The organism is Actinorugispora endophytica, assembly GCF_004363075.1.
GTDB classification, from domain to species: domain Bacteria; phylum Actinomycetota; class Actinomycetes; order Streptosporangiales; family Streptosporangiaceae; genus Actinorugispora; species Actinorugispora endophytica.
The window spans coordinates 71,519-97,558 of sequence record NZ_SNYN01000010.1; the positions used below are offsets into that span (position 1 = coordinate 71,519).

The window sequence follows — 26,040 nt, forward strand, 5'->3', positions numbered from 1 at the left end:
GACCCCGGAGCGAACCCTCCGGCGGCCAGCCCCGGGGAGCGGCCCATGGCGCACCGGGGCGCGGGGCCGTTCGGCGGGTCCCCCGGCGGGCCGGGCGGCCGCGCCCCGGGACGGGCCCGGACGGTCCACGCCCCTTGGCCGGGGGGACCCGGTCGGCCATGATCGTTCTCAACGCGCCTCCCGAGCGGCCGGTCCCCGGCCGCTCCGGTGTCCGGCGCACGGCTTCGAGGAGGAGAGACGATGAGCGTTGACGTGCACTACACGGTGGACGGCCCCGAGGACGCGCCGGTGGTGGTGCTCAGCGGGTCGCTGGGCAGCAACCTGGGCATGTGGGACCCGCAGATGGCGGGCCTCACCGGCGACTTCCGGGTGGTCCGCTACGACATCCGGGGCCACGGCGGCTCCCCGGTCCCGCCGGGCCCCTACTCGATGGCCGACCTGGGCTCGGACGTGGTGCGGCTGATGGACCGGTTGAAGGTACGGCGAGCGCACTTCGCGGGCCTGTCGCTCGGGGGCATGACCGGCATGTGGCTGGGCGCGCACGCGCCCGAGCGGATCGACCGGCTCGCGCTGCTGTGCACCTCGCCCCTGCTCGGCACACCCGAGGCGTGGGCCGAGAGAGCCGGCCTGGTGCGCGCCGAGGGCCCCGCCGCGGTCGCCCCGGGCGTGGTCGGCCGCTGGTTCACGCCCGCCTACGCCGAGCGCGAGCCCGACACCGTCGCGCTGTTCGCCGAGATGATCGCGGACACCCCCGCCGAGGGGTACGCGGGCTGCTGCGACGCGATCGGGCGCATGGACCTGCGCCCGGACCTGCCCGCGATCACCGCGCCCACCCTCGTGGTGGGCGGGTTCGACGACCCGTCGACCCCGCCTGACCAGGCCGAGCTGATCGCCGCGTCGATCCCGGACTCCCGGTTGGAGATCGTGCCCGACGCGGCGCACCTGGCCTCCTGGGAGCAGGCCACCGTGGTCAACGAACTGCTCATCGAGCACTTCGGCAAGTAAGCCCGGAATCGGTGGGGGCACGAGCGGCGACGGCGGCGCCAGGCGGGAGGGCCCGGATCAGCGGATGTCCTCCGCCGACAGCACCCCCGAGCGGCGCACCGCGTCCAGTGCCGCGCTGATCGCCTCAGGGGTGGTGTCGAAGACGCATCCGGCCTCCCGGAGCCGGGGCAGCGTGCCCAGCGACTCCAGCGGGCGCAACTGCCCGGGCCGGAGCCCCGACACCATGACGGTGGTCCCGCGCGCCTGGAGCCGGTCGACGGCGTCGCCCAGGACCCGCGCGCCGGTGGCGTCGACGGTGCTGACCCTGGCCATGCGCAGGATGACCACCTGCACGTCGGCGACCTCGCTGAGCTCCAGCAGGAACCGGTGCGCGGCGGCGAAGAAGAGCGGGCCGTCCAGCCGGTAGGCCACGATGTGCTCGGCCAGCAGCGCGCGCTCGGCCTCGGTGTGGTCGCCCGGCGGGAGGTGCCCTTCCAGTTCCTCCTGGTCGAGGCTCGCGTCGCGGGCCAGAGCGGCCAGGGCGAGCGCCCCGGCCACGAGCATGCCGACGATGACCGCGACCACCAGGTCCAGGGCGAGGGTCGCGACGGCGGTGAGCACCAGCACGAGCGCGTCCGAGCGGGTCGCGCGGACCATTGCGCGCACCGAGCCGACCTCCACCATCCGCACCGCGGTGGCCAGCAGCACCCCGGCCAGGGCCGCCAGCGGGATGCGCTCCACCAGGGGCGCGGCGGCGAACACGATCCCGGCCAGAACCAGGGCGTGGGTGAGCGAGGCCAGCCGCGAGTTCGCGCCCGAGCGCACGTTGACCGCGGTGCGGGCGATGGCCGCGGTGGCCGGGACCCCGCCGAACAGCGGGGCGGCGAGGTTGGCCAGTCCCTGGCCGAACAGCTCCCGGTCGGGGTCGTGGCGCTGGTTGACACTCATCCCGTCGGCGACCGTCGCCGACAGCAGCGACTCCAGGGCGGCCAGGGCCGCCACCGCGAAGGCGGGCGCCGCCAGCGCGGTCAGCTGGGAGGGGTCGAGGAAGGCGACGGAGGGCGCGGGAACACCCGCCGGGAGTCCGCCGATCCGCTCCGCGTCCAAGCGCGCGGCCTCGGTGATCGCCGTCGCCACCACCACGGCCAGCAGCGAGAACGGGATCGTGGGACGCCACCGGGCGCCGACCAGCATCACGGCGGCCACACCTCCGGCGATCGCGACCGCCGTCCAGTCGGGGCGGGCGGCGAAGTCGAGGACGGCCTCGAACGCCACCAGCGCGACCTTCTCCCCCTCGGGGGCGGGTACGCCGAGCGCAGCGGGGACCTGCTGCAGGGCGATGACCCCGGCGATGCCGACGGTGAAGCCCTCCACGACCGGAGCCGGGATGTACCGGACGTAGCGGCCCGCGCGCAGCACGGCCAGCAGCACCAGCAGCGCGCCCGCCATGAGCCCCACGGTGAGCACCCCCGAAGGGCCGTACTCGGCGACGATGGGCACCAGCACCACGGTCATCGCGCCGGTGGGACCGGACACCTGGAGGTTGGAGCCTCCGAAGAGCGCGGCGACCGCGCCCGCGACGACCGCGGTCACCAGGCCGGCCTCCGCCCCCAGGCCCGAGGAGATGCCGAAGCCCAGGGCCAGCGGGAGCGCGACGACGGCGACGGTCAGTCCGGCCAGCAGGTCGCGTCCCGGCGCGTGGCGCATCCGCGCGAGGTCCGCGCGCGCGGGGAGCAGCCCGGTGACCCGGCCGGCCACAGCCCGGACACCCGTCCTCACTTCCGCTCCTCCCCCCGTGTCCCGCGCAGCTCCGCCAGGAGTTCCCCCTGGTCGGCGAGCATGCTGGTGAGGATTCCACGGGCGGCCCGCAGCAGGTCGGCGACCTCGGGCGTGCTCAGCTCGTACAGCACGGCGCCGCCCTCGCGGCGGGAGGCCACCAGGTTGGTGCGGCGCAGCACGGCCAGCTGCTGGGAGAGGTTGGACGCCTCCACCCCGATGTCCGCGAGCAGTTCGTGCACCGGCCGTGGCCCCTCCTGGAGGAGTTCGAGCACCCGTATCCGGACGGGGTGGCCGAGCGTGCGGAAGAACTCCGCCTTGGCCTGGTAGAGCGGCACCGGCACGGTGTCCCCTTTTTTCGCTTTCTGATGACTTGACCGGATAATCATGTATGAATATGAAGAATTCTTCAAATCGAGTGAAGGCGGGCGCGGCGATCACCTCCGGCGACGCCGGGACGTGCCGGGCGTCGCGGCGGGACGGCTGTCACACCGGCACGGCATGCTGGGCGCCCCGCCCCCGCCCCGAGGAGAGACCGCGTGCCCACCGCAGACGAGATGCTGGACTCCGCCGCCGTGCGCGGCCTGGCCGACGCCCTGGAGCGGGCGGGGGCGGACGCGGAAACCCTGCGGGCCAGCGCCGACGACCTGGAGGACCGGGGGTTCAAGGAGCGCGTCGTCCTGGCCCGGGACGCCGTCCTCGCGGACCTGCCCGACGACTACCCGGCGTTCGAGGCGGTCCTGCGCTCGGCGCTGGAGGACGGGGCGTTCCGGGGGTGGATGACCCTGCCCGCCAGTGAGGCCGTCGCGGTCCGGGGCCTGGCCGCGTTCGAACCGGCCCTGGAACTCCTGGCCGCCCTCACCCCGCGCCTGTCCAGCGAGTTCGCGGTGCGGCCGTTTCTCAACAGCGACCTGCCGCGCGCGCTCGCGGTGGTGCGGCGGTGGACCGCCGACCCCGACCCGCACGTGCGGCGCCTCGCCAGCGAGGGGACCCGGCCCCGGCTGCCGTGGGCGGCGCGCATCCCCGCGCTCATGGCCGACCCGGGCCCGGCGCTGCCGGTCCTGGACGCCCTGTACCGGGACGACTCCGAGTACGTGCGCAGGTCGGTGGCCAACCACCTCAACGACATCGGCCGCGACTCCCCCGGCATCGCGGTCGCCACGGCCCGCTGGTGGCTGGCCTCCCCCGGCGCCGACACGCCCCGGGTGGTGCGGCACGGCCTGCGCGGCCTGGTCAAGCAGGGGCACCCCGGCGCGCTGGAGGCGCTGGGCTACCCGGCGGACGTCCCGGTCGTCGTCGACGGCCCCCGCCTGGGGTCGGCCCGCGTCGCGGTCGGCGGGAGTCTCGACTTCACCGCGACGGTCACCAACCTCGGCGCGACGACGGCCGCCGTCGCGATCGACTACGTCGTCCACCACGTCAAGGCCAACGGCACGCGCACCGCGAAGGTCTTCAAACTCACCACCCGCACCCTGGCCCCGGGCGAGCAGTGCTCCCTGCGCCGCGCCCACTCGTTCCGCCCCATCAGCACCCGCCGCTACCACCCCGGCATCCACGGAATCCAGCTCCAGGTCAACGGCCGCCGCCATCCCATGACCGAGTTCGAACTGACCGTCTAGGGAGGTTCCGACGCGGGGGCGTTTGGGGCTCTGTCGGGGCGGGGTCCCCTCGGGGCCTGTCACGGCACCGCGGGAAGACGTCCGTTTCTTGGCGTTCTCCCCGGTGATCTTGACCTTTTCGGGGTCTCCATCGCCTCCGAGACCCCGAAAAGGTCAAGATCACCGGGGAGAAGCTTCGACCGGGAGACGAAAGAGGCCCCACCGGGATGGCCGGTGGGGCCTCTGCTCTGCTCCCGCGATTGGACTCGAACCAATAACCTGCCGGTTAACAGCCGGCTGCTCTGCCAATTGAGCTACGCGGGATCGTGCGTCTCCGCCCCCGGGCTTCTGCCCCTGGGCGACATGCAATAGGTTAGCGCACTCCGCGGGGTGGTCGTGACAGGTTTTCCGGCGGTTCCACCGGGCAGGCGGAGAGTGCCGTTCCCCCGCCGACGAGGTGACCACCCGGTAGCGTGGGGCGGTAACGACCATCCACGCCGAAAGGATCTCATGCGCTACCGGATCACCTTCGCCGCTGGACTCGCCGTCGGTTACGTGCTCGGGACCAGGGCCGGGCGGGCCCGGTACGAGCAGCTGGCCCGCGCCGCGCGGCGCATCGCCGAGAGTCCGGCCGTCCAGGAGACCGCGGGTCTCGTGGGAGCCCAGGTCAGCAACGCCGGGAAGACCGTCTACAACAAGGTCTCCGAGAAGCTCCCGGTGACCTCCGTCAAGGACTTCCTCACCCGCCCCACCCCCGAGGAGGAGGCCGAGTTGAACCGGACCGAGATCGACGGCGCCCCGCTGGGCGGCCCCGGCCGGTCCTGACCCCGCGCACGCGGCGGGGCGGGGCGGGCTACGGTGGGACCATGCTGCGATGGCCGCGCCGGAACACCCTGCCCGCCGATCTCCGTGACCGGCTCCGGCTCCGACGGGGCGAGCGCGTGATCGCGCACGCCCCGGCCCCGGGCCACGGGGCGGTGGTTGCCACCACCGCCTCCCTGCGCCTGCCCGACGGGCGCGCCGTTCCGTGGGAGCGTGTCGAGCGCGCCCGCTGGGACGACCAGGGGCTGGTGCTCACCGTCGAGGGCGAGGCCGAGCTCGCGGTCGCGGTCCCCGAACCCGGCCCGCTGGCCGAGGCGGTGTTCGAACGGGTCACCGCCACCATCGTGGTCTCGACGCACGTGCCGCTGCTCTCCGCTGAGGAGGGGGCCCCCGGGGTCCGCCTGGTCGCCCGCCGCGCTCCCGGCGGCACGGAGGTCGTCTGGGGGACCCGCTACGACGAGGGCGTGGACCCCGGCTCCCCCGAGATCCGCGAGCGCGCCGCCCGGGCCCTGGCCGCCCTGCGCGAGCAGACGGGCGTCTAGGGAGGCTCCGGCGCGGGGGTGGTTCGGCGTGCCGGTGCTTCGGGTGGGTCTTTCGGCCTCACGCCACGCGGATCGCGAGGTCACGGCGGGCGGCGACGGCGGGTGAGGGTCGGGGCCGCGCCCATGATGTCCGTCGCGTGAAGGGTCCGTTGACGGTCGTGGGCTTTCTGCCCGTTTCGGGGCCTGGAAGGGCGGAAAGCCCGTGATCATTCCGGGTGGGGGCGGAACCGCCCTCGAATGTCCGGTGATCTTGCTGTTTCCCCCCGAAGTCAAGGTTCTCGGGGGGAAACAGCAAGATCACCAACGGAAACCACGCGAAACGGACGTCGTGGGCGCTGCCCCGACCCGCCCCCGCCGTCGCCGCCCGCCGTCACCTCGCGATCCGCGTGGCGTGAGGCCGAAGGCCCCCGAAACACCGGTGCCCGAATTCACCCCCGCGCCAGAGGTTCCCTACTCCAGGAAGAACAGGGACAGCTCGATGGTCCCCGGGCTGCCGCCGGTCCACAGCTCCCGGTAGGTCGCCTTCTCGAACTGGGGGATCCCGTCGATGGCGACCTCGGTGGCGTCGGCGGCGAACTCCCTGGCCTGGTTCAGCTGCGCGTAGTCGCTCGCGCCGAAGGCGATGACGAACCCGATGTCGCGCCGCTCCTCCAGGTGCTCCAGGCACTTGTCACTGGGCGGCCCGTGGCCGTCCTCGCGGTTGAAGTCGCCGTCGTCCGGGTCGGTCAGGATCCGCTCCAGTTCGGCCACGACCTCGTCGTCGTCCACGGTGAACCCCGACCCGACGCTGACCGTGAACTCGCAGGATTCGGGGCTCAGCAGTTCGGGCGGGGGCGGGGGCGGGGGCGGCGGGGGGACTGGCACGCTCTGCGCGCTCAGCGAGATGAGGAACAGCACCAGCAGCAGGTCCGCGAAGAGCCACCCGGCCAGGTGGACCGCCGGGACGCCGGTTCCGGTCCGCGCCCGGCGCCGGTTCAGGACCACCGGTCCTCCCCGTCGGCCACGGCCGCCCCCGCGCCGCGCGAGCGGTCGTTGACGTCCCGCTGGACGTCCTTGATCAGGAAGCCCAGGTCACCGGAGATCTCGGTGAACTCGTTCAACGCCGTCCCCAGGGTGCGGGCCGACTCCTCGGTGAACACGCCGAGCCGGTCCTGGGCGCTGGACAGGCCGCCGGCGACCTTCTCCAGGTCGTCCAGGGCCCGGGAGATGCGCTCCATGACGGAGGCGGCGAAGGTCGAGACCTCGTCGCTGCGCGCCTCGATCAGCCGGTTCTGGTCGCCCAGCAGCTCCAGCATGCGGCCGGTCTGCTCGCTCATCCGCTCCTGGCCGTGCACGGCGCTGCGGGTGAGCCGCCCCACCTCCTCGAGGAGTTCGGCGGGGGTCCGCGCGTCCCGGATCGCCGACGCGAGCTCCTCCATCCGGTTCTGCCACAACGCGAGCGCCTGGACGAGCTGCTCCCGGGGGTCGCCGACCAGGGCCTCGGTGATGCCGTCGGCGGCCAGACGCATGTCGGCCGCGGCCCGGGACATGCTGCCGGTGGCGGCGCCCATGGCGTCCCGCAGGCCGTTCACCACGCTCCGGACGCCCTGCAGGGTCTCGTTGGCCCCGCGCACCTCCTCGCGCATCGACTCGGAGCGGGCGGGGATCAGGTAGGTCGCCAGGGCCAGCAGCTGGGCGACCTCGTCGCGCTCGCGGGTGCGGTCGGTCCACAGGTTGACCAGCCCCTCGGCGACGTGCACGAGCAGCGCCAGGGCGATGACGCCGCCGAGGAAGCCCGCGACCCAGACGGCGGTGTCGCTGAGCGGGTCGAACCCCGCGCCGCCGAAGGTGCCCTGCTGCCACCCGTACAGGAAGTTGGCGCCCGCCGGGGCCGAGCCGAAGGCGAGCAGCACCCGTCCCAGCTGGTACCAGGTCCAGAAGACCGGCAGGAAGATGAGCACGTCGCGGGCCGCGCGCATGAGCCACAGCAGCCCGTTCAGCGGGCGCGGCACGACGCGGTCGGGCAGCAGCGACTCCGGGGGGTAGGCGGTGGCCAGGTCGGTGGCCGCCAGTCCGGCGCCGCCGCCGGACAGCCCTCGGGCGAGCGCGCCCAGCAGCTGCGCGCTGGCGGGCGGGGCGCTTCGGGCGTGCTCCTCGAGCCGCGCGGCGATGGCGGCCAGGTCGTAGGCCGGACCGCGGCCTGTTGACACGCTCACCTAGGGGGTCTCCTCGCTCTGGGAGGGTCGGGGGTTGGTGTCGTCCGCTGGGGAGGCGGACGTGTCCGACTCCGCGGACCGGCTCGCGGCGGGAGCCGGGCTCGGTTCCGCGGGGCCGGGGACGGGGGCGCGGACCACTGCGAGGATCCACCAGGCCGCGAGGACGACGACGACCACGAGAACGGCCAGGACCGTGACGATCACCAGCCCCCTGCTGTTCTCGCTCCACTGCTCCCCGGCGGACTTCTCCATCCAGCTCTTCTCGCGGGCCCACGGGCCGAGCCGGTCCGACTCCGTGCCGCCGGTCCGGGCCGGGGAGCGGGCTCCCTGGTGGTCCTGCTCGGCGCCCGCGCCCTCCAGGCCCATGTTCTGGTCCCAACCGGCACTCGGGTCCCTGTCAGCGGCGGCAGCGGGGGCGCCGCTCCCCGCCGTGTAGTCCGCGAACCACGAGTCAGGGGCGTTCTCGGGGCCGGGGGCGTCCTCACGGCTGGGAGCGTTCTCCTTGCTGCGCAAGGAGCCCAGGGCCCGGAACACTCCACGCCCGGGTCCGCCCCCCGTCTCGGCGCGACGGTCCCGGTTCGTGAGCGGGGGCTCTCCGACCAGGGCCGCGAGCTCCGGCTCCGCGCGGACCTTCTCCCGCGCCCGGTCGGAGACCTTCTCCCACAGCATCTCGGAGAGCCGGGTGGGCTCGAACACGGTGCGCGAGACCCGGATCACGGCCAGCAGGTAGTACTGAGACCCTCCGTCCGAACGGGCCTTGAACAGCGCGCGCACCTCGGGATCGGGGAGGCAGCGGGTGCGGTCCTGGTCGGGAGGATGGCCGTTGGCCAGCCAGAACAGGTCCGCGTAGGCCCGGATGATGTCCGCGGCCCTGGTCCTGCCGGAGTTGCCCCGGTGGTACCCGGTCATCGGCTCCTGGAAGTAGGCGTTGTCCTGGCACAGCCGCTGGAACCGGTCCTTGGGCAGCGCGTCGGCCGACAGCAGGTCGGTCAGGTCCGCCAGCCGTTCCCTGAAGGCGCGCAGGTCCGGGCTTGCGGGCAGCTCCGCCATGACGTGCTCGGCGACGCCGTCGAGCAGCACGTCGGCCTCCCGTGCCGCGCGGGTGTCACGCAGGCCCCGCCACAGGCGCAGCTGGACCCTCGGGGCTCCGATGACGCGCGCGGCGCCCGGAAGGACGAACGCGAGCCCGGGCTTGTGCAGGATCGCGGACAGGTCCCGGTAGAGCTGTCGGGGACGCTCGCCGTCGGCCTTGTTCTCCTCCGGGCCCCCGTAGCCGCACAACAGCAGGTTCTCGATGACGTCCGCGCGCTCCTCCATCCCCTCCGTGCGCAACGCGTCGAGCAGGAAGTCCGTCTCGACGAGCGCCGCGCGGATGCCGGGCCGCTCCTCGTGCGAGGCCCGGTATCCGCGCAGCGCGGTGAGCGCGGAGCGCCGGAACCCCTCGGCCCCGTGGCGCCCGGCGAACGCGTTCGCGGCGACGACGAGGGTGCTGGCGGGGACCTTCAGGCCGTCGACGACGTCCTGGAACTCCTCCGGGGAGAACTGTGCCAGGGTGTGGGCCCGCGCCAGCAGCAAGACGGCGTCGCTCTCGTTCCGGACGCCCTCGGCCGCCCTCCACAGCTCGCCGAGGCGGGACCGCACGGCCTTGACCTCGGCCTCGCGCCGGGGCGTGGGGACGATCCCCGTCGAAGGGGAGAAGAGCCGCCGGGCCTCGTGGCACAGCTCGTCGCGCTCGCGGTCCTCCTCCCAGTCCAGGGCGCGGGCCACCACGTGGTCGCGCAGCAGGGCGGTGGCCCGCGCGTCCGCGCGGTGCCAGCGGCCCCAGTCCCGGCACAGCCGGATGAGCTCGGACAGGCCCAGTCCGCCCAGGCCGTCGCGCATCCAGCGCAGGGTGTCGGCCTCGGCGAGGTGGCGGGCCGCCTCGGGGTCCCCGTCGAGCACGTCCATCAGGAACTGGTACAGGCCGCGCTCGCGGAACCGCAGGTCCGCGATCCACGAGGTCATGGAGTCGCCGCTCAGCAATGGCGGGGACCCCGCAGCGGCGGCCAGCGCGGTGCGCACCAGCTCGGCGACGTCCGCCTCGTGCTCGGCCAGCGGCGCCCGGGCGGGGTCGGGGGTCTTCTTGCTCCACCCCGAGGCGTGCAGCTTGACCTTCTCCCCGGTGACCACGACCTGCGGCCGGGCCCCGGCGGCGCGGACGTCCCCCTCGACCATGACGGAGACGTCCAGGACCGCGGCCACGCCGAAGGCGAGCGCGTAGGGGTCGCTGCGCGCGCCCGCGAAGTGGAAGTTCTCCTCGGGGTGGCGCAGGACGTGCCGGACCAGGGCGGCGACCTCGGCCGGGTCGGGGTGCTCGGGGGTCCGCAGCTCCCCGGCCAGGTCGTCCGGCTCGACCGCGGGAAGCCGGGGGTCGGCCAGCGGCCCGTCCTCGGCCCGCAGCCAGCCGCTCCAGCCCATCAGCTCCAGGGCCAGGCGGGCGGTCAGCACGTCGGCCCGGCCCAGCAGGACCTGCGTCTGGTGCGATCCCCGCACCGAGGCGGGCACCGTGTCGACCCGGACCAGGGCGGCCCGGTCCGGCCGGGAGCGCAGCCGGAGCAGGCCGACGGCGGGGCGCTCGCGGCGGACCAGGCTGACCAGGTCCCCGTTGTCCAGCAGGGCGCTCCACTCGGCGAGTCCGCGCTCGTCCAGGGAGGTGCCCACAGGGCCGATGCCCCGGCCGCCCAACAGGTGGTGATCGGTCCACCGGAACACGATCTGGTGGAGCCGCGTCTCCCGCTCCTGGTCGGTACCGCTCACCCGGACACCTTTCGTACCGGCGGTCTGCGCACGCCCCGCACATGGGCGTGGCCGATCTCGTTGGGGTCGACGACCCCCGCCATCGCCAGGAGGGAGAGTAGCGGGCGCAGCACCCGCATGTGGCGGAACTGGTTCCTGTTGTAGTAGCCCTCCTGGATCTCCTCGCCGTTGAGGTCCAGGAGCGGCTCGCCCTTCGCGTCCCGGCGGGTCCGCGTCTGCATGTCGCACCCGGTCGCCGAGGCGAAGTGCAGGGTGACGTCCTCGCAGTCCACGACCGGGCGCAGCCACGACCGGGCGCCATTGGTCGCGCAGTAGACGTAGACGTCCTCGCTCTCCTCGTCGACCGTCGCGAGGTTGAACTCGTCGTCGCACTCCAGCCACTTGGCGACCCAGCGCTCGCCCTGGGAGAGCTGGAGGTCCGCCTTGGCCATGACGATGGCGGCGGGTTTGGGGAGCGGGATGTCGGGGTGCCGCCCCTCCCCCTGGGCCTGCTGGAACTCGTACTGGTTGACCTTGTTCAGCACCGTGTCGAAGCCCGAGGGGTTGCGCAGGCCGTGGCGCTTCCCGTCCCAGCCGTACAGCGAGTTGCCGTCCCCGACGAAGAGGTAGGCGTCCAGGCCGTAGATGAACTGGAGCCGGGCCTGCGCGGTGGTGTCGTCGAAAAGCTCCCCGGCCACGTCGAAGAAGCTGACCACCCGGCTGCGCTGGACCCCGCCCCAGGTGCTGATGACGACGTAGGCCATGCGGAACTCGACCGGGTCGCGGCGCGGGGTCCGCTCGATGACGGTGCGCCGGGCGGGGGACAGGAACCCGGCCACGTCCTCGCGCTGCACGTAGCGGTCCCACATCTCGGCGAAGGGCTGCACGTGGATGCCGAGCCGGGCCAGCTCCTGCGTCTCCTCCCCGAGCCGGTGCAGCATCGCCGCCAGCAGGTGCGACTTGCCCGACGCGGAGGTGCCGACGAGGCCGATGTTGAGCGGGTCGGGCAGTTGGCAGTACTGGTAGGGGACGTAGTGCGGTTCGGGGAGCCTTTCGCCGTCGTCCTCGGTCTCCGCGGGCACTGCCTGGGCGGGGTTCGGCGCCGCCCTCGCCCCGGTGTCGAGGTCCCACTCGTCCTCGTCGTCGTCGACCGGTGAGGCCGGGGGCATGGCGAAGACCGACACGGTCGCGTCGCCCGCGACGGTCGTCGTGTCCGACGCGAAGGTGTCGGACGCCTCCCTGGTGGTCCAGTCGTCGTCGTTCTCCCAGCCGTCGTCGGCCGCCGGAGCGGACGCGCCGACGTCGATCCGGGCCGCGCGCTCGCAGACGAGGTAGGTGTGTCCGAGTTCGGCGGGCTCCACCCCCTGCGGTCCGCTCGCGCGCATCTTCGCGGTGACGTCGCGCACGACCCGGCCGGTGCGGGCGTCGCGGACGACGATCGAGACCCTGGCCGGGTCGATGCCGGCGCGGCAGTAGGGGCAGACCACCCGATCGGGCAGGTGCCCGGCGCGGTTCGTCGGAGCCATCAGAGCGTTCCTCCCAGCAGCAGGACGAGGACGGCCACGGCCCCGGCCACCCCGAACACGGTCAGTGCCCGCGGTCCGGGCCGCATGCCCATGAACCGGGTGAGGACCTCGCGCGCGGCCGCGCCGATCCCCTCGTTCCAGAAGACCCGCCACAGCGAACGGCGCGGCAGGAAGTCCCCGCCGGGGAGCGGCGGCTGGACGCGGGGCGGGGGCGGGGCGACCTGTTCGGGGTAGCGCGCGCGCCGCTGGGCGCGGTGCCTGTTGCGGATCTCCCGGAACGCCTCGCGCTCCCTGCGCTCGGCGGCGGTGTCGGCGATCTCGGCGCGGGGGGCCCGCCCGCCGGGCTCGTCCTCGTGGCCCACGGCGAGGTCGCGCAGCCACCGGTACGCGTCCGCCGCGTCGATGCGCTCACGCGGCGGGGCCAGCGCCCGGGCGACGACGGAGCCCAGGCCCCGGATGCACGCCTCCAGGTCCCGCTGCGCCTGCGGGCTCAGCGGGGTGCCCGCCTCGATCGGGGACCCGGTGGCGACGTAGTGCAGGAGCCGGGCCGCCTCGGCGACGTCCTTGCCCCGCTCCGTCCCGCTGTGGTCCCGCTCCGCCGCGTGGCAGCGCGCCAGTACCGCGTTGTGCTCGTCCCAGAGCAGGTTCTGCGCGCCGACCTCGCCGTGCGCGTAGCCGATCCCGTGCAGCACGGTCAGCGCCTCGTACAGGTTGATACCGAGTTCGCGCACCTGCTTCGCGGACAGCGGGAGGGTGACCTCGTCCTCCTGGACGGCGGTCTCGAGGAAGCGGCCGCTCTCCCTGATCCCGTGCGCGCCCAGGACGAGCACCGGCGTCCCGTGGCCGCCGGTGTCCTCACGGAACCTGACGTACCTGGCCAGGGTTCTCGGGGGCTTGGCCCGGTCGTCGCGGCTCTTGAGCTCGTTGGTGATCTCCTGGGTGCGCCGGGCCTCTTCGGCCAGCCGCTCGGAGGCCCGGTGGTCGACGGCCTTGACGTGGATCTGGGTGTACTCGCCCACGTGCTTTCCGGCGACCCGCTGGAAGGAGTAGTGGAAGAAGCCGTCCGTCTGCTGCGGACCGGTGCCGCGCCCCATGTCGTACTCGGTCATCCAGTGCTTCCCGCCCCATCCCACGCCCGGTCACGGATCACCCATGCCAACTGTCTTGATATTTCCTCGCCGAAGCACCGTAATGGCGCGCCCAAAATCCGGTCACCCTCACTTTTGAGGCACTTACTGGGGTCTGTGGTGAAAATCGAGGGAAGTTGTTCATATTTCCCTGGAATCCGGTACGCGGCGCAATGGACGCGACACGCGCTGGATGCGTCGAATGCCGATTATATCGGTTGGCCGGTCCCACTAAATGCCGGTCCGCAACACCGGGAGTTCATCCCGGGCGGAACCGATAGGGATTCCGCTGCCGCCCTTGACCTCGTTCTTTCATAATGGCCTGTTCGTCCGCCGGTGGGGGTGTTTCCGCTTGAGGCAACGGCGGGGGCGCGGCCGCGGACACGGCGACGGCCCGATGCGTCCGGGCGGGCCGCCGGGGGGCACGGGCCACGGACGGGAGGCCGCGGCCTCCCGGGCCCGGCCCGCGGACGTGCGAGAACCGGGGAGGCCCCACGCGGGACGTGCTTCTGCCCCGTGTGGGGACGAGAGCTTCGACAACCCTTGTCGTTCCAAGTCAGAGGCGCTTTCCCCGTCCACGGGCCATGGTCGGCCCCCACCTCCGCGGAAGCCCGGGGCTAGGATCGTCGAGCCGTCCCAAATCGGCCGAAATGTCAGCGAGCAAACGGAATCCGGGTTTCCTGCCGTGAAGACCACGAACACCCCGCCGATCGTGCTGCCCTCCACCGCGACGGACCTGACCCCCGAGGACCCGTCCCAGATCGGCTCGTACCGGCTGCTCAAGCGGCTCGGCGCGGGCGGGATGGGGGTCGTCTACGCCGGGGTGGACGCGCACGGGGGCGTGGTGGCGGTCAAGGTCGTCCACGCCGAGTACGCGGCCGACCCCGAGTTCCGGGCGCGGTTCGCCCGCGAGGTCGACCTGCTCGGCCGGGTCGGCGGAGCGTGCGCGGTCCCCCTGCTGGGCGCGGACCCGCAGGCCGCCCGGCCCTGGCTGGCCACCCCGTTCGTCTCCGGCTCCACGCTCGGCGGCTACGTCCGCAGGCACGGGCCGATCCGCGAGCCCCTGCTGCGCGGGCTGGCCGCCGGGGTCGCCGAGGCGCTCACGCGCATCCACGAGGCCGGGATCGCGCACCGCGACCTCAAGCCCGCCAACGTGATCCTGTCCCCCAACGGGCCGCGCGTGCTCGACTTCGGCATCGCCCGCGCCGTGGACGAGACCGCGCTCACCCGCACCGGGAGCGTCATCGGCTCCCCCGGCTGGATCAGCCCCGACCACTACCGGGGCGCGCCCGCGACGTTCGCCGACGACGTCTTCGCCTGGGGCGGCCTCGTCGCCTACGCGGCCACCGGGCGCCCGCCGTTCGGCAAGGGCTCTCCCGACGCGATCGGCTACCGGGTCGTCCACGAGGAACCCGACCTGGACGGGTTCACCGGTCCGCTCGCGGACCTGGCCCGCGCCGCGCTCGACAAGGACGCCTCGAAGCGCCCGACGGCCGCGCGGCTGCTGACCGGGATCGCCGCTGTCGGGCAGCGGTTCGCGCCCAGCGTCTCCAACGCCTCGGAGGCCACCCACGTGCTCTCCCAGGTGCTGGACGACAACTGGACCGGCGTCGAGGCGCCGTCGGGGGTCGCGTTCGCCCTCGAGACGCGCCGGAACCGCCGGTTCCGCGCTCTGACCGTGGCGGCGTCGGCCGTGGCCGCGGTCGCGCTGGTGGTGGCGCTGGGAACCGCCGCCGTGGCCTCGGGCGCGGACAGCCCGCTGTGGTCGTGGATCCCGGCCCTGGCCTCCGGGACGGCCCCCGACCAGCAGGCCGCGGGGCCGGCGGGGAGCGACGGGCGGGACGGCGCCGACGGGGAGGACGGAAAGGACGCCCCGCCGAGCCCGGAGGCGTCCGCGAGCCCCGGCGGGGAGCCGGAGGAGGCGGAGGAGAACGGCGGCCGGGAGGCCCCCGGGTCCGGCGGGGGCTCCGCCGAGTCGCTCACCGGGACGGCGGTGCTGGGTCCGACCTCGCAGCCCGGAAGCGGGCGGCCGTCGGGGTCCCTCGTCGTGGGCTTCGCGCCGCAGGGCGGGTCGGCGCGGTGGGGGGTGCTCGCGGACGGCGCCGAGGTGCTGTGCGCGTGGAGCTTCTGCCAGGACCGGGGCGGCGCGGTGAGCGACGGCGCCGCGGGGACCGTCCCCTCCACGCCCCAGGCCCTGGTGGACCACCTGTCGGGCCACGCGCGGGCGGAGATCCTCGCCGAGGTCACCTACACCGTCGGCGACGACGGGACCGCCCGGATCACCCGGGTCGTGGAGCGGCACCGCGCCGGCGCCGACGGCGCGGCCCCGCCCTGGGCCTGACCGGTCGCCCGCCGGCCGGGGCCGCGCCGGTCAGCCGCAGTTGGTGCCGGTGCGGACCACCCACTGGGTGCCGATGAGGCCGCCCCAGTCGACGCACTCGCCCGGCGCCGACAGGTAGACCGGTCCGGCGTACTGGGCGAAGTCCCCCGCGTCGGTCGTCCACGCGGTGGACGTGTCCTTCTTCAGCCCCGCCTCGGCGCGCACCCGGGTGCCCTGGTCGCTCAGCACGGTGACCACGCAGTTCTTGCGGGTGGAGGAGCTGTAGGTCAGGTACACCGTGCCCGCGGAGCCGATGGGCGCGGAGTTCACGACGGAGTAGCCCTGTCCGCAGACGCCGTTGTAGGAGGCCGCCGAGGCGGGGGCGGCCGCCACCGCCGACCCCGCGAGGAGCACCGCCGCGGCCAGCCCCGACCCGGCCAGCTTCTTGATCATGGAGGGGTTCCTGTCATCGTGGGACGCCGCGGACGGGCACGGCCGTGGATACGGATACGGATACGGGCATGCTAGCGTCCGTTTCTTGGCGCCCTCCCCGGTGATCTCGACCTTTCCGGGGTCTCAGAGGTGATCGAGACCCCGGAAAGGTCGAGATCACCGACTAGCGGGGCGGTCCGCCGCGCAGGACGCCCTTGATGCGCTCCAACACCTCGGCGAACCGGCGCTCGGCGCCGTGCGTGGTGGGCCGGTAGTACTGCGCTCCGGCCAGGGCGTCGGGGGCGTACTGCTGGGCGACGACCCCGCCGGGGTGGTCGTGCGGGTAGCGGTACTCCTCGCCGTGGCCGAGTTCGGCCGCCCCCTTGTAGTGGCCGTCGCGCAGGTGCGGCGGGACCGAGCCGACCCGGCCCGCGCGCACGTCCCGCATCGCCGCGTCGATCGCCGAGACCACCGAGTTGGACTTCGGGGCGAGCGCGATGTGGATGACGGCCTGGGCCAGGTTGATGCGGGCCTCGGGCAGGCCGATCAGCTCGACGGCCTGGGCCGCGGCGATCGCCGCCTGCAGCGCGCTGGGGTCGGCCATGCCGACGTCCTCGCTGGCGTGCACGACGACGCGGCGGGCGATGAAGCGCGGGTCCTCGCCCGCCTCGATCATCCGGGCCAGGTAGTGCAGCGCCGCGTCCACGTCGCTGCCGCGCATGCTCTTGATGAACGCGCTGACCACGTCGTAGTGCTGGTCGCCGGACCGGTCGTAGCGCACCGCGTGCCGGTCCACCGCGCGCTCGACGTCGGCCACGGTGATCTCGTCCCGGCCCCCCGCGACCAGGGCCGCGGCCTCCAGGTAGGTGAGCGAGCGCCGCGCGTCGCCCCCGGCCAGCCGGGTCAGATGCGCGAGGGCCTCCTCGGCGAGGGTGTGGCGCCCCTTGAGGCCGCGCTCGTCGGTGAGCGCGCGCTCCACGACGGTGCGGACGTCCTCCTCGGTGTGCGACTCCAGGGTGAGCAGCAGCGAGCGGGACAGCAGCGGGCTGATGACCGAGAAGAACGGGTTCTCGGTGGTCGCGCCGATGAAGCTCACCCAGCGGTTCTCCACCGACGGCAGCAGCGCGTCCTGCTGGGTCTTGCTGAAGCGGTGCACCTCGTCCACGAACAGCAGCGTGCGGGTGCCGCGCATCCCCATCTCCCGGCGGGCGGTGTCCACCACCGCGCGGATGTCCTTGACCCCGGCGGTCACCGCCGAGAGCTCGACGAACCGCCGCTTGGTGACCCGGCTGACCACCGTCGCCAGCGTGGTCTTCCCGGTCCCCGGCGGTCCCCACAGCAGCAGCGACATGGGCGCGTCGTCCTCGACCAGGCGGCGCAGCGGGCTGCCCTCGCCGAGCAGGTGCCGCTGGCCGACCACCTCGTCCAGGGTGCGCGGCCGCATGCGCACCGCGAGCGGCTCCTCGGAGCGCTGGGCTTCGGCCCCGGCATCGTCGAACAGTGTTTCGGACACGGTCCAAGCCTACTGACCGAGGTCCGGTCACCGGATTCAACGTTGGCGCCACTCCCGACGGTCCTGACGTCAGCGCCCTGGGACCGCGGGTTCCAGGGCGCTGGCGTCAGGACCGTCGACGGAACCGGAACGAGGGGCGCGGCAGCAGCACCGCGCCCCAGACGAGCAGACCCACTCCCCACCCCAGCAGCGCTCCGCCGACCGTGTCCGAGAACCAGTGCGCCCCCAGATACATCCGGCTCCACGCCATCAACGCGGTGAACGCCACCGCGGCCGGCACCGTCCAGACCCGCGCGCGGCCCGGGGAGACGGCGACGGCCGCCGCCGCCAGGGCCCCGGCGAACGCCGCGTGCCCGGAGGGGTAGGAGGGCGACGTCTCCAGCACCAGCGGGTCGAGCGGGCGGGCGCGGCCCAGCAGCGCCTTGGCCGCCGGGACCGCGGCCAGGGACGTGACGGCCCAGGCGCACACGACCAGCAGCGCCGGTTCCCACCGCCGCCGCAGCAGCAGCGGGACCACCAGCCCGGCCAGCAGGAGACCTCCCCACGGCCACCCCCCGATGACGTGGCAGAAGGTCGCCACCGCGGTCAGGAACGGGGTCCTCTCGCCCGCGACGGCCTCGGTGAGCGCGGTGTCCAGCCCTTTGAGGAGCGGGACGGCGATACCGAAGGCGAGCGGCGTGGTCATCGCCGCGAAGGCGGCCAGCAGCCCGACGGAACCCCACCCGACCCCCCTGGGCATCGGTCAGCGCATCCGGGCGATGAGGATCGCGATGTCGTCGCCCCGCCCGGCGGGGACGAGCTCGGCCAGGGACGAGGCCGCCCCCTGCACGTCGCGGGCCTTCGCGCTCAGTTCCCGGCCGACCGCGGCCAGGCCGTCGTCCATGAGCACCCCCGAACTCTCCACGAGCCCGTCCGAGCAGATCAGGAGCGTGCTCTCGGGGTCCAGGCGGTGACTGCTGACCGGGTACTTGGCCTCCGGGTCCACCCCGAGGGGAGGGCCGGTCTCGGGCGCCCACACCTCGAAGCCCGACTCGGTGGCGAGCACCACGGGGGGCTGCCCCGCCCAGGCCGCCTGAAGCTGCCCCAGGTCCAGGTCGAGTACGAGGTAGCCGCAGGTGGCGAAGGCGATCTCGCCGGTCTCGGCGAGCAGCCGGTTGGTCTCGGCCACGACCGCCCCCGGGTCGCTCTGGTTGCTGACGTAGGCCCGGAAGGCCATCCGGATCTGCCCCATCGCGGCGGCGGCCTCCACCCCGTGCCCCTGCACGTCCCCCACGACCAGGCCGATGCGCCTTCCGGGCAGCCGGATGGCGTCGTAGAAGTCGCCGCACACCCGCCACCCGGCGCGCGCGGGCAGGTAGCGCACCGCCACGTCGAGTTCGGGGAAGTCCGGCGGCTGCGGCGGCAGCATGCGCTTCTGCAGGGCGTCCGCGAGCTCCAGTTCGGCCTGCTGGCGGTTGACACGCTGCAGCGCCTGCCCCGCCAGTCCGGCCAGGGTCAGCATGAGCGCGCGCTCGTCGGGGGTGGCGTGGTGCGGCTGGGTCCAGGCCACCGCCCACACGCCCAGGGCGACCTTGGTGTCGCCGAAGATCGGCACGAACGCCCAGGAGTGGCTCCCCGTGTGGTGCAGGGCCTCCTCGACGGCCGGGAACCGCTCCAGGACCTCGGCGCGGCTCTCGAAGAAGCGGGGCTGGCGGTCCTGCAGGACCGCTCCGGCGGGGAACGACGCGTCCCTGTGATCGGGGCCCTCCAGCCACCTGTCGGACGCGTCCCCGGTTCCCGAGGGGTGGTTCACCAGGTCGTCCTCGTCCAGCAGCATGACGCGCGCGCCGTCTCCGCCGAAGATCGGCATGAACTCCTCGCTGAGCAGGCCGGTGACCTCCTGCACCGTGGTGGCGGAGACGAGCTTGGCGGCCAGCTCGTTGACCTGCCGCCCCTGCGCCGCCTCGATGCGGCGGCGGTCCGCCAGGCGCCGGACCAGCTGGACGTGCTCGGTCATGTCGTCGACGATGCCGACGATCCGGGGGCGCTCCCCGCCCATGTAGGAGCCGCGCGCGTACAGCCAGCGCTCGTCACCCACCTGGTCGAACATCCGGAAGCGCTGTTCGTAGTCGCGCCCCTGGTAGGAGGCCTCCATGGCGTCGCGCAGCCGGGCGATGTCGTCCCGGTGCACCCGCGCCAGGCACTCCTCCAGGGTGCGGGCGTCCCCGACGAGCATCCGCCCCAGCGGGGAGGGGCCGAAGATCTCCTCCAGCTCCCCGCTGGCCAGGTCCAGGATCCACATGGCGGTGTCGGCGTCGCGCAGCCGCAGTTCGGTGACGATGCGCAGCGTCTCCTCGTCCCTTCCGATGCCGGACAGCTGGACGACGACGCCGCCCGCGCCCTCAGCGCCGTCCGACGACAGCGCGCGCGCCCTGACCGTGGCGCGGCACGTCCCGCCGTCGGCCGTGCGGATCACCAGGTCGGGGGAGCGCTCGGAGGCTCCGCGCAGTGACGTCCGGTGCTGCGCCCAGGCCCGCCCGTGGTCGCCGGCCTCGAACAGCTCCGGCCAGGGGCGCCCTTTCACCTTGTCGGGCGCGTACCCCAGAAAGTCGGTGAAGGCCTTGTTGACCAGCACGACCGCTCCGGCTTGGTCGGCCACGAGCATCGCCGCCGGCGCATGGTGGAACGCCGCACCGGACGGATCACCCATTTCCGCAGCAAAAGCGGCACCGGTCAGTCCTCCGGAACCGGCGAAGCCGTCAGTTGTGCCGGTTGAGCCGTTCACGTAATAGATCATCCCTGTGTCGTCGCGAATGTCCCACCCGCGCCCACGGGCCTTCCCCAACGAACATCCGATTCAGCCTACTTTAACGACGTAACCACCCCTTTACACAGGTCATCGTCTGGAAGAGGTGGTCTTTCACACCGTCCGACAGTACCGCCGGACAATCCACCGCAAAGGAAGAAGAAATCGGTCAATCTTGGGAAGCCCCTTACGGACGATCCGCTCCGGTCGGCCGATTCTTGTCGTTCCCTTGACCTCTGCATTGCTCGGCGCCGTCGAGAATCCGGCACACAAGATCCAACTCTAGCGGTTCGGCCCCGCGCCCGCCTCCCTCCGCGCCGGGCGCTCCGGCCCGAGGAGGGCGGCTCCCCCGAACGCGTGAAGACCCCCGCCGGCTCGTACTTGGGTTCTAACGGTGGTCGCAACACCCTGACTCTGGCGAGGTTGCGACCACCGTGTCGTTTTCCAAGCAAGAACTAGCCCGGCTGCGGGAACGGTTCCTAGAACGGATGGCCCAGTCCGGCAACGTCACCGAGACAGCCCGAGAGCTGGGGATCAATCGCAACACCGCGTTCGGGTGGGCACGCAAAGCAGGGCTGCGCTCCCGGCGCCAGCAACGCCCCCACCCAGCCCACAAGGACTACGAACGCCTACGCAGACGCGCTGTGCCTCGCCGCGAGGCCGCCCGGCGGGTCGGGATCAACGAGCGCACCGCCAAAGACTGGGACCGCGGGGTACGCAAGTCCGGCAACTCCAGGATCTACCCCGATGGTCGCCGGGTGAACTACTCCACCGGGCAGACCACCATGGAGTCCATGACCACCCCCGCACCCACCATGACCGCGCTCGAAAGACCGGTCCACCCGCGCTTTTTGACCCTGCGAGAACGGGAACGGATCGCGGACCCGGACCGGGCGGGGTGGAGCCTGCGAGCGATCGGCCGCGATCTGGGGCACCCCGCGTCCACGATCAAGCGTGAGCTCGACCACCATCGCAGCCCGGACGGCTCCTATGGTGCCTATGCGGCCCAGCGCCGGGCGGTTGCCGGGCGGGCACGTCCCAAACCTGCCAAGCTCGCCTGCCCCGGCCCTTTGCGCGACTACGTCGCCCAGGGGTTGGAGGAACAATGGTCTCCGGAGCAGATCAGCCAACGGCTCGTTCAAGAGCACCCCGATGACCAGGACATGCGTGTGAGCCACGAAACCATCTACCAAGCGCTCTACGTCCAGGCCCGGGGCGGGCTCAAGCGCGAGGTCGCCGCCGCGCTGCGCACCGGCCGGATCCGACGCAAGCCGCACCGCTCACCCGAGCGCAGGCAGAGCCGGTTCGTCGATGAGATGGTGGTGATCAGCGAGCGTCCCGCCGAGGCCGAAGACCGTGCCGTTCCTGGGCGTTGGGAGGGCGATCTCATCCTCGGAGCGGGCAACAAGTCCGCGATCATCACCCTGGTCGAGCGCTCCACCCGGTACGTGCTGCTCGGGCATCTGCCCGGTGAGCACACCGCCGAGGCGGTCGGGGGTGTGCTGAGCGCTCTGATCGGTGAGCTGCCCGAACATCTGCGCGGTTCGTTGACCTGGGATCAGGGCAGCGAGATGGCCGGCCACAGGACGTTCTCGGTGGCTACGGGGGTGCCGGTGTTCTTCTGCGACCCCGCCTCTCCTTGGCAGCGCGGGTCGAACGAGAACACCAACGGGCTGTTGCGCCAGTACTTTCCCAAGGGCACCGACCTGTCAGTGCACAGCCCGCTGGATCTGGAGCATGTCGCTCAGAAGCTGAACGGTCGACCACGCAAAACGCTCGGCTGGGAAACCCCAGCCGAGCGTCTGCTTACACTCGTCTAATCAACGAGGTGTTGCGAGAACCCGTTGAATCCGCCGTATCACCGGTGGGGGCCTTCACGTGTCCGGGGCGGGCGGCGGTCGTCCGACCGCCCCGGCGGAACACCGCTTCCTAGCGCGCGGCGCCCTCGAGGCTGCCGGTGGTCTGGCCCGCGGGGTCGACGACCATGCACAGGATCTCGCGGTCGTCCAGCTCGTTCCAGGAGTCCTCGGTCGGGTAGAGGTACTCGAAGTCCAGCTCGGAGTCCAGGTAGGCCATACCGACGAAGGTCTCGAACTCCGTCGTGCACACCTCCTCGGCCTCCGTGTAGATGGCGTCCTCGCCGGGGTAGGCGCCGTCGGCGATCATGTGGCTCGCGTACACCTCGGAGTCGTGCGGCTCCGCGCAGTCCACGGTGGGAACGGAGGAGACCTCGCCCTCACCGGTGGAGCTGCTCAGGCAGTCGCCGACCACGAGGGTGAAGACGTCGTCACCGGCGAGCTGCTCGAGGATGCCGCAGCCGGACAGCGCCAGAACCGTACCGGCGATCGCGGTGGCGGCGGCTCCACGGCCGGCAGCCGACCGGAAGGTCCCAGAAGTCATGAAAGCTCCATATTGCTGAGGATATGAGGGGTTTAAGATATCGGTAAACGGGGACAAGCGATAGCCGGTTTCCCCGTCCGCCCGCATGTGGTCATCCGCGCGGGGCGAACGGACACCCCACGTTCATACACGCCGGGTATGACGCCCTTGCGGTGCTTTTGGTTCGCCCTGACACGAAAAAGGCCGGGCCGGGTGGGCCGGCCCCGGGTCCATCGTCTGGTCAATGGCGCGGAACCCGGTCCGACGCGGCCACCGCCTCCAGGCGTGGCAGGCACCGGGCGCGGTCCCAGGCCGTACGTGGCGGCGTGGCCACCACGACCCCCGCCGGTCCCGCGACCTCCCCGGCGGCCAGGTCCCACTGCTCCACCCGCACACCTGCCCGCCGTGCTCCCGCCTCTGCTCGAGGAGCCGAGAGCCCATGCTCCGCGGGATCACCGACGCGCTCTTGCCCAAGCGGTCATCCACACAGCTTTCGGGGCGGGAACGCGGACCGGGGCCGCGCGCCCTCTCGGCGCGCGGCCCCGGTGTGCTCCCTGCCCGGCACGGGACGGTCAGGACTCCTTGTCTTCCGGTACCGCGTCGACGCCCGCCTCCCTGCGCTGCGCCGCCGTGATCGGCGTCGGCGCGCCCGTCAGCGGGTCGCCGCCCGAGGCGGTCTTGGGGAAGGCGATGACGTCGCGGATCGAGTCCCCCCCGGTCAGCAGGGTGATGATCCGGTCCCACCCGAACGCGATGCCGCCGTGCGGCGGCGGGCCGAACTTGAACGCCTCCAGCAGGAAGCCGAACTTGGACTCGGCCTCGGACTTGCTGATCCCCAGGGTCTCGAAGACGCGCTGCTGGACCTCGCCGCGGTGGATACGAATGGAGCCGCCGCCGATCTCCGAACCGTTGCACACCATGTCGTAGGCGTAGGCCAGCGCGTTGGCCGGGTCCTCGTGGAAGGTGTCGGCGAACTCCGGCTTGGGGCCGGTGAACGGGTGGTGCACCGAGGTCCAGCCGCCCTCGCCGTCCTCCTCGAACATGGGGGCGTCCACCACCCACAGGAAGGACCACTGGGACTCGTCGACGAGCCCCAGCCGGTTGCCGATCTCCAGGCGGGCCGCTCCCAGCAGCTCCTGGGAGGCGCGGCGCGCTCCGGCAGCGAAGAAGACCGCGTCGCCGGGCTCGGCCCCGACCGCCTCCAGCAGCCCCGACCTCTCGGTCTCGGACAGGTTCTTCGCGACGGGTCCGCCCAGCGTTCCGTCCGCCTGGACCAGGACGTACGCCAGGCCCTTGGCGCCGCGGGCCTTGGCCCAGTCCTGCCAGCCGTCGAGCTGCTTGCGGGTCTGGGAGGCGCCGCCCGGCATCACCACGGCGCCGACGTAGGGCGCCTGGAAGACCCGGAAGGTGGTGTCGGCGAACAGGCCGGTGAGTTCGGTCAGCTCCTGGCCGAACCGCAGGTCCGGCTTGTCCGAGCCGAAGCGGTCCATCGCCTCCAGGAACGGCATGCGCGGCAGCGGCAGCGGGACCTCGTGGCCGAGGACCTCGCTCCACAGCCGGGCCACCAGCTGCTCGCCGACCCCGATGACGTCTTCCTGGTCGACGAAGCTCATCTCGATGTCGATCTGGGTGAACTCCGGCTGCCGGTCGGCGCGGAAGTCCTCGTCCCGGAAGCAGCGCGCGATCTGGTAGTAGCGCTCCATGCCGCCCACCATGAGCAGCTGCTTGAACAGCTGCGGGGACTGCGGCAGCGCGTACCAGTGACCGGGCTGCAGGCGCACCGGCACGAGGAAGTCCCGGGCCCCCTCGGGGGTGGAACGGGTGAGGTACGGGGTCTCGACGTTGACGAAGCCGTGCTCGCGCATGACGTCGTGCACCACGTACGTGGCCTTGGAGCGGGCGCGCAGCGCGGCCGCGCGCTCGGGGCGGCGGATGTCCAGGTAGCGGTAGCGCAGCCGGGCCTCCTCGGAGACCTCCTGGGAGCCGTCCAGGGGGAACGGCAGCGGGGCGGCCTCGCTCAGGACCTCGATCTCGGTGGCGACGACCTCGACGGCGCCGGTGGCGATGTCCTGGTTCTCGTTGCCCTCGGGGCGGACCCGGACGGTGCCGGTCACCTTGATGCAGTACTCCGAGCGGAGGTCGTGGGCGAGGTCGTCCTCGCGTACCACGACCTGGACCACGCCGGAGGCTTCGCGCAGGTCCAGGAAGACGACGCCGCCGTGGTCGCGGCGGCGGGCCACCCAACCGGCCAGGACTACGGTCTCGTCGGCATGCTCGGCGCGCAGCGTGCCCGCGTCATGCGTGCGGATCAACGGGGTTCTCCTTCAAAGGTTTCGGACTGTCTCATCTTGCCTGACGTGCACGGTCGACCGGTTCCGCGACGGCGGAACCGGTGCCGGTATCTCGTCTGTGCGGCGGCTGAGCGCCCGAACCCGCGCGCGGGCCGGTACCGGTCGTCCCGTCGTTCACTGTTCCCGTTCCCGGAGGCCGCGCAGGAAGGGGTTGGTGGCGCGCTCCCGGCCGACGGTGGTCCGGGGGCCGTGGCCCGGCAGGACCGCGGTGTCGTCCGGGCGGCTCAGGCAGACCCGGGCCAGGCTGCGCAGGATCTCGGCGTGGTCGCCGCCGGGGAAGTCGCTGCGCCCGATGGACCCGGCGAACAGCAGGTCCCCGGTGAGCAGCGCCTCGGGGCGCCCCTCCGCCGCGGGCAGCGTGTAGACGACCGAGCCGGGCGTGTGGCCCGGCGCGTGCGCCACGCCGATCTCCAGGCCCGCCAGGCGCAGGGTCTCGCCGTCGGAGACCTCGACGACCCGGTCCGGCTCGCGCAGCCGCTCGCCCCCGAACAGTGCCGACAGCTGCGCGGCGAGGCCCGGGTCCACCCCCTTGGCGGGGTCGGCCAGCAGCGCGCGGTCCGCGGCGTGTCCGTGGGCCGCGACACCGTACTCCTCGCACATCTGCGCGGCCGACCAGACATGGTCGAAGTGGCCGTGCGTGAGCAGTACGGCCGCGGGCGTCAGGCCGTGCTCGGCGAGGAGGCCCGCGAGGCCGCTCCCGGCCTGCTGGCCCGGGTCGACGACCACGCACTCCGCCCCCGCCTCCGGGGCGACCACGTAGCAGTTCGCCGCGAGCGGTCCGGCGGGAAAACCTGCGATGAGCACGGTCGGGGCTGACCTCGTTTCCAGGGCGCGGGTGTCGACGGTCGGTTGCCCCCGAGCGTACCGAGGACGGCGGCGGGCGGCGAACCATTACCCTTCCGGCGGTTCCGCCGC

At 73.0% G+C, this 26,040-nt stretch carries 20 protein-coding genes, 1 tRNA gene and 1 pseudogene; 6 read left to right on the forward strand and 16 right to left on the reverse strand.

Annotation, left to right across the window (positions count from 1 at the left end):
• Positions 1 to 240: 240 nt before the first annotated feature.
• A complete protein-coding gene (gene pcaD, locus EV190_RS14020) occupies positions 241 to 1,005 on the forward strand; it encodes a 3-oxoadipate enol-lactonase (protein WP_133741999.1) in 765 nt (254 codons plus the stop codon).
• A 57-nt stretch (positions 1,006 to 1,062) separates the two neighbouring features.
• Here pcaD and EV190_RS14025 read toward each other — a convergent pair whose 3' ends face one another.
• Positions 1,063 to 2,691, reverse strand: a complete 1,629-nt coding sequence (locus tag EV190_RS14025; protein WP_133742064.1) for a SulP family inorganic anion transporter — start codon at positions 2,689 to 2,691, stop codon at positions 1,063 to 1,065.
• Positions 2,692 to 2,759: 68 nt separating this feature from the next.
• Positions 2,760 to 3,104: an ArsR/SmtB family transcription factor gene (locus EV190_RS14030; protein ID WP_133742000.1), complete on the reverse strand. Its 345-nt coding sequence runs from the start codon at positions 3,102 to 3,104 to the stop codon at positions 2,760 to 2,762.
• Positions 3,105 to 3,299: 195 nt separating this feature from the next.
• Here EV190_RS14030 and EV190_RS14035 point away from each other — a divergent pair, with 195 nt between their 5' ends.
• Positions 3,300 to 4,379, forward strand: coding sequence for a DNA alkylation repair protein (locus EV190_RS14035; protein ID WP_133742001.1), 1,080 nt, complete (start codon positions 3,300 to 3,302; stop codon positions 4,377 to 4,379).
• A gap of 230 nt (positions 4,380 to 4,609) precedes the next feature.
• Here the strand turns inward: EV190_RS14035 and EV190_RS14040 are convergent.
• A tRNA-Asn gene (locus EV190_RS14040) sits at positions 4,610 to 4,682 on the reverse strand.
• Positions 4,683 to 4,868: 186 nt separating this feature from the next.
• On the opposite strand from EV190_RS14040, the gene EV190_RS14045 reads away from it, so the two are divergent.
• Positions 4,869 to 5,183, forward strand: coding sequence for a hypothetical protein (locus tag EV190_RS14045; RefSeq protein WP_133742002.1), 315 nt, complete (start codon positions 4,869 to 4,871; stop codon positions 5,181 to 5,183).
• A gap of 41 nt (positions 5,184 to 5,224) precedes the next feature.
• Entirely contained in the window at positions 5,225 to 5,722 is a 498-nt protein-coding gene (locus tag EV190_RS14050) for a hypothetical protein (RefSeq protein WP_133742003.1), read from the forward strand.
• Positions 5,723 to 6,172: 450 nt separating this feature from the next.
• Here EV190_RS14050 and EV190_RS14055 read toward each other — a convergent pair whose 3' ends face one another.
• The 5 genes from EV190_RS14055 to EV190_RS14075 are packed head-to-tail and all read right to left on the reverse strand — an operon-like array spanning position 6,173 to position 13,327.
• On the reverse strand, positions 6,173 to 6,706 hold the full coding sequence (locus EV190_RS14055) for a hypothetical protein (RefSeq protein WP_133742004.1): 534 nt from the start codon (positions 6,704 to 6,706) through the stop codon (positions 6,173 to 6,175).
• Positions 6,697 to 7,917 carry a hypothetical protein gene (locus tag EV190_RS14060; RefSeq protein ID WP_243742571.1) on the reverse strand — a complete coding sequence of 407 codons (1,221 nt, stop codon included), beginning with the start codon at positions 7,915 to 7,917 and terminating at the stop codon, positions 6,697 to 6,699. The genes EV190_RS14055 and EV190_RS14060 overlap by 10 nt, the downstream gene beginning before the upstream one ends.
• Positions 7,918 to 10,713: a hypothetical protein gene (locus EV190_RS14065; protein ID WP_133742005.1), complete on the reverse strand. Its 2,796-nt coding sequence runs from the start codon at positions 10,711 to 10,713 to the stop codon at positions 7,918 to 7,920.
• Positions 10,710 to 12,218, reverse strand: coding sequence for a hypothetical protein (locus EV190_RS14070; RefSeq protein ID WP_133742006.1), 1,509 nt, complete (start codon positions 12,216 to 12,218; stop codon positions 10,710 to 10,712). The genes EV190_RS14065 and EV190_RS14070 overlap by 4 nt, the downstream gene beginning before the upstream one ends.
• Positions 12,218 to 13,327 (reverse strand): hypothetical protein, encoded by a 1,110-nt coding sequence (locus EV190_RS14075; protein ID WP_133742007.1) that lies wholly within the window; start codon positions 13,325 to 13,327, stop codon positions 12,218 to 12,220. The genes EV190_RS14070 and EV190_RS14075 overlap by 1 nt, the downstream gene beginning before the upstream one ends.
• An 820-nt stretch (positions 13,328 to 14,147) precedes the next feature.
• On the opposite strand from EV190_RS14075, the pseudogene EV190_RS24570 reads away from it, so the two are divergent.
• Positions 14,148 to 14,792 (forward strand): annotated as a pseudogene (locus tag EV190_RS24570) (serine/threonine-protein kinase); the annotation flags it as partial.
• 924 nt (positions 14,793 to 15,716) lie between these two features.
• On the opposite strand, the gene EV190_RS14085 reads toward EV190_RS24570, so the two are convergent.
• From EV190_RS14085 to EV190_RS14100, 4 genes are all read right to left on the reverse strand, one after another.
• Positions 15,717 to 16,118: a spore-associated protein A gene (locus tag EV190_RS14085; protein ID WP_133742008.1), complete on the reverse strand. Its 402-nt coding sequence runs from the start codon at positions 16,116 to 16,118 to the stop codon at positions 15,717 to 15,719.
• 163 nt (positions 16,119 to 16,281) lie between these two features.
• On the reverse strand, positions 16,282 to 17,610 hold the full coding sequence (locus EV190_RS14090; RefSeq protein ID WP_133742009.1) for a replication-associated recombination protein A: 1,329 nt from the start codon (positions 17,608 to 17,610) through the stop codon (positions 16,282 to 16,284).
• A 106-nt stretch (positions 17,611 to 17,716) separates the two neighbouring features.
• Positions 17,717 to 18,349, reverse strand: a complete 633-nt coding sequence (locus EV190_RS14095) for a phosphatase PAP2 family protein (protein WP_133742010.1) — start codon at positions 18,347 to 18,349, stop codon at positions 17,717 to 17,719.
• 3 nt (positions 18,350 to 18,352) lie between these two features.
• Positions 18,353 to 20,299, reverse strand: coding sequence for a SpoIIE family protein phosphatase (locus EV190_RS14100; protein ID WP_133742011.1), 1,947 nt, complete (start codon positions 20,297 to 20,299; stop codon positions 18,353 to 18,355).
• A 740-nt stretch (positions 20,300 to 21,039) separates the two neighbouring features.
• Between EV190_RS14100 and EV190_RS14105 the strand changes: the two genes are divergently transcribed.
• Positions 21,040 to 22,215, forward strand: coding sequence for an IS30 family transposase (locus tag EV190_RS14105; protein WP_133742067.1), 1,176 nt, complete (start codon positions 21,040 to 21,042; stop codon positions 22,213 to 22,215).
• 109 nt (positions 22,216 to 22,324) lie between these two features.
• Here the strand turns inward: EV190_RS14105 and EV190_RS14110 are convergent, their stop codons facing one another.
• The 4 genes from EV190_RS14110 to EV190_RS14120 form a co-directional block, all read right to left on the reverse strand.
• Positions 22,325 to 22,795, reverse strand: coding sequence for a septum formation family protein (locus EV190_RS14110; RefSeq protein WP_133742012.1), 471 nt, complete (start codon positions 22,793 to 22,795; stop codon positions 22,325 to 22,327).
• A 220-nt stretch (positions 22,796 to 23,015) separates the two neighbouring features.
• Positions 23,016 to 23,162 carry a hypothetical protein gene (locus tag EV190_RS23420; RefSeq protein WP_166655461.1) on the reverse strand — a complete coding sequence of 49 codons (147 nt, stop codon included), beginning with the start codon at positions 23,160 to 23,162 and terminating at the stop codon, positions 23,016 to 23,018.
• Positions 23,163 to 23,346: 184 nt separating this feature from the next.
• Positions 23,347 to 25,086, reverse strand: a complete 1,740-nt coding sequence (gene aspS / locus EV190_RS14115; RefSeq protein ID WP_133742013.1) for an aspartate--tRNA ligase — start codon at positions 25,084 to 25,086, stop codon at positions 23,347 to 23,349.
• Between the two features lie 153 nt (positions 25,087 to 25,239).
• Positions 25,240 to 25,929, reverse strand: coding sequence for an MBL fold metallo-hydrolase (locus EV190_RS14120; RefSeq protein ID WP_133742014.1), 690 nt, complete (start codon positions 25,927 to 25,929; stop codon positions 25,240 to 25,242).
• Positions 25,930 to 26,040: the final 111 nt, after the last annotated feature.

What these genes read in the sequence shown, in the direction of transcription:
- pcaD (WP_133741999.1), top strand. Translation starts at nt 241, where the DNA reads ATGAGCGTTGACGTGCACTACACGGTGGACGGCCCCGAGGACGCGCCG.
- EV190_RS14025 (WP_133742064.1), bottom strand. Translation starts at nt 2,691, where the DNA reads ATGCGCCACGCGCCGGGACGCGACCTGCTGGCCGGACTGACCGTCGCC.
- EV190_RS14045 (WP_133742002.1), top strand. Translation starts at nt 4,869, where the DNA reads ATGCGCTACCGGATCACCTTCGCCGCTGGACTCGCCGTCGGTTACGTG.
- EV190_RS14050 (WP_133742003.1), top strand. Translation starts at nt 5,225, where the DNA reads ATGCTGCGATGGCCGCGCCGGAACACCCTGCCCGCCGATCTCCGTGAC.
- EV190_RS14070 (WP_133742006.1), bottom strand. Translation starts at nt 12,218, where the DNA reads ATGGCTCCGACGAACCGCGCCGGGCACCTGCCCGATCGGGTGGTCTGC.
- EV190_RS14075 (WP_133742007.1), bottom strand. Translation starts at nt 13,327, where the DNA reads ATGACCGAGTACGACATGGGGCGCGGCACCGGTCCGCAGCAGACGGAC.
- EV190_RS14085 (WP_133742008.1), bottom strand. Translation starts at nt 16,118, where the DNA reads ATGATCAAGAAGCTGGCCGGGTCGGGGCTGGCCGCGGCGGTGCTCCTC.
- EV190_RS14095 (WP_133742010.1), bottom strand. Translation starts at nt 18,349, where the DNA reads ATGCCCAGGGGGGTCGGGTGGGGTTCCGTCGGGCTGCTGGCCGCCTTC.
- EV190_RS14100 (WP_133742011.1), bottom strand. Translation starts at nt 20,299, where the DNA reads ATGGGTGATCCGTCCGGTGCGGCGTTCCACCATGCGCCGGCGGCGATG.
- EV190_RS14110 (WP_133742012.1), bottom strand. Translation starts at nt 22,795, where the DNA reads ATGACTTCTGGGACCTTCCGGTCGGCTGCCGGCCGTGGAGCCGCCGCC.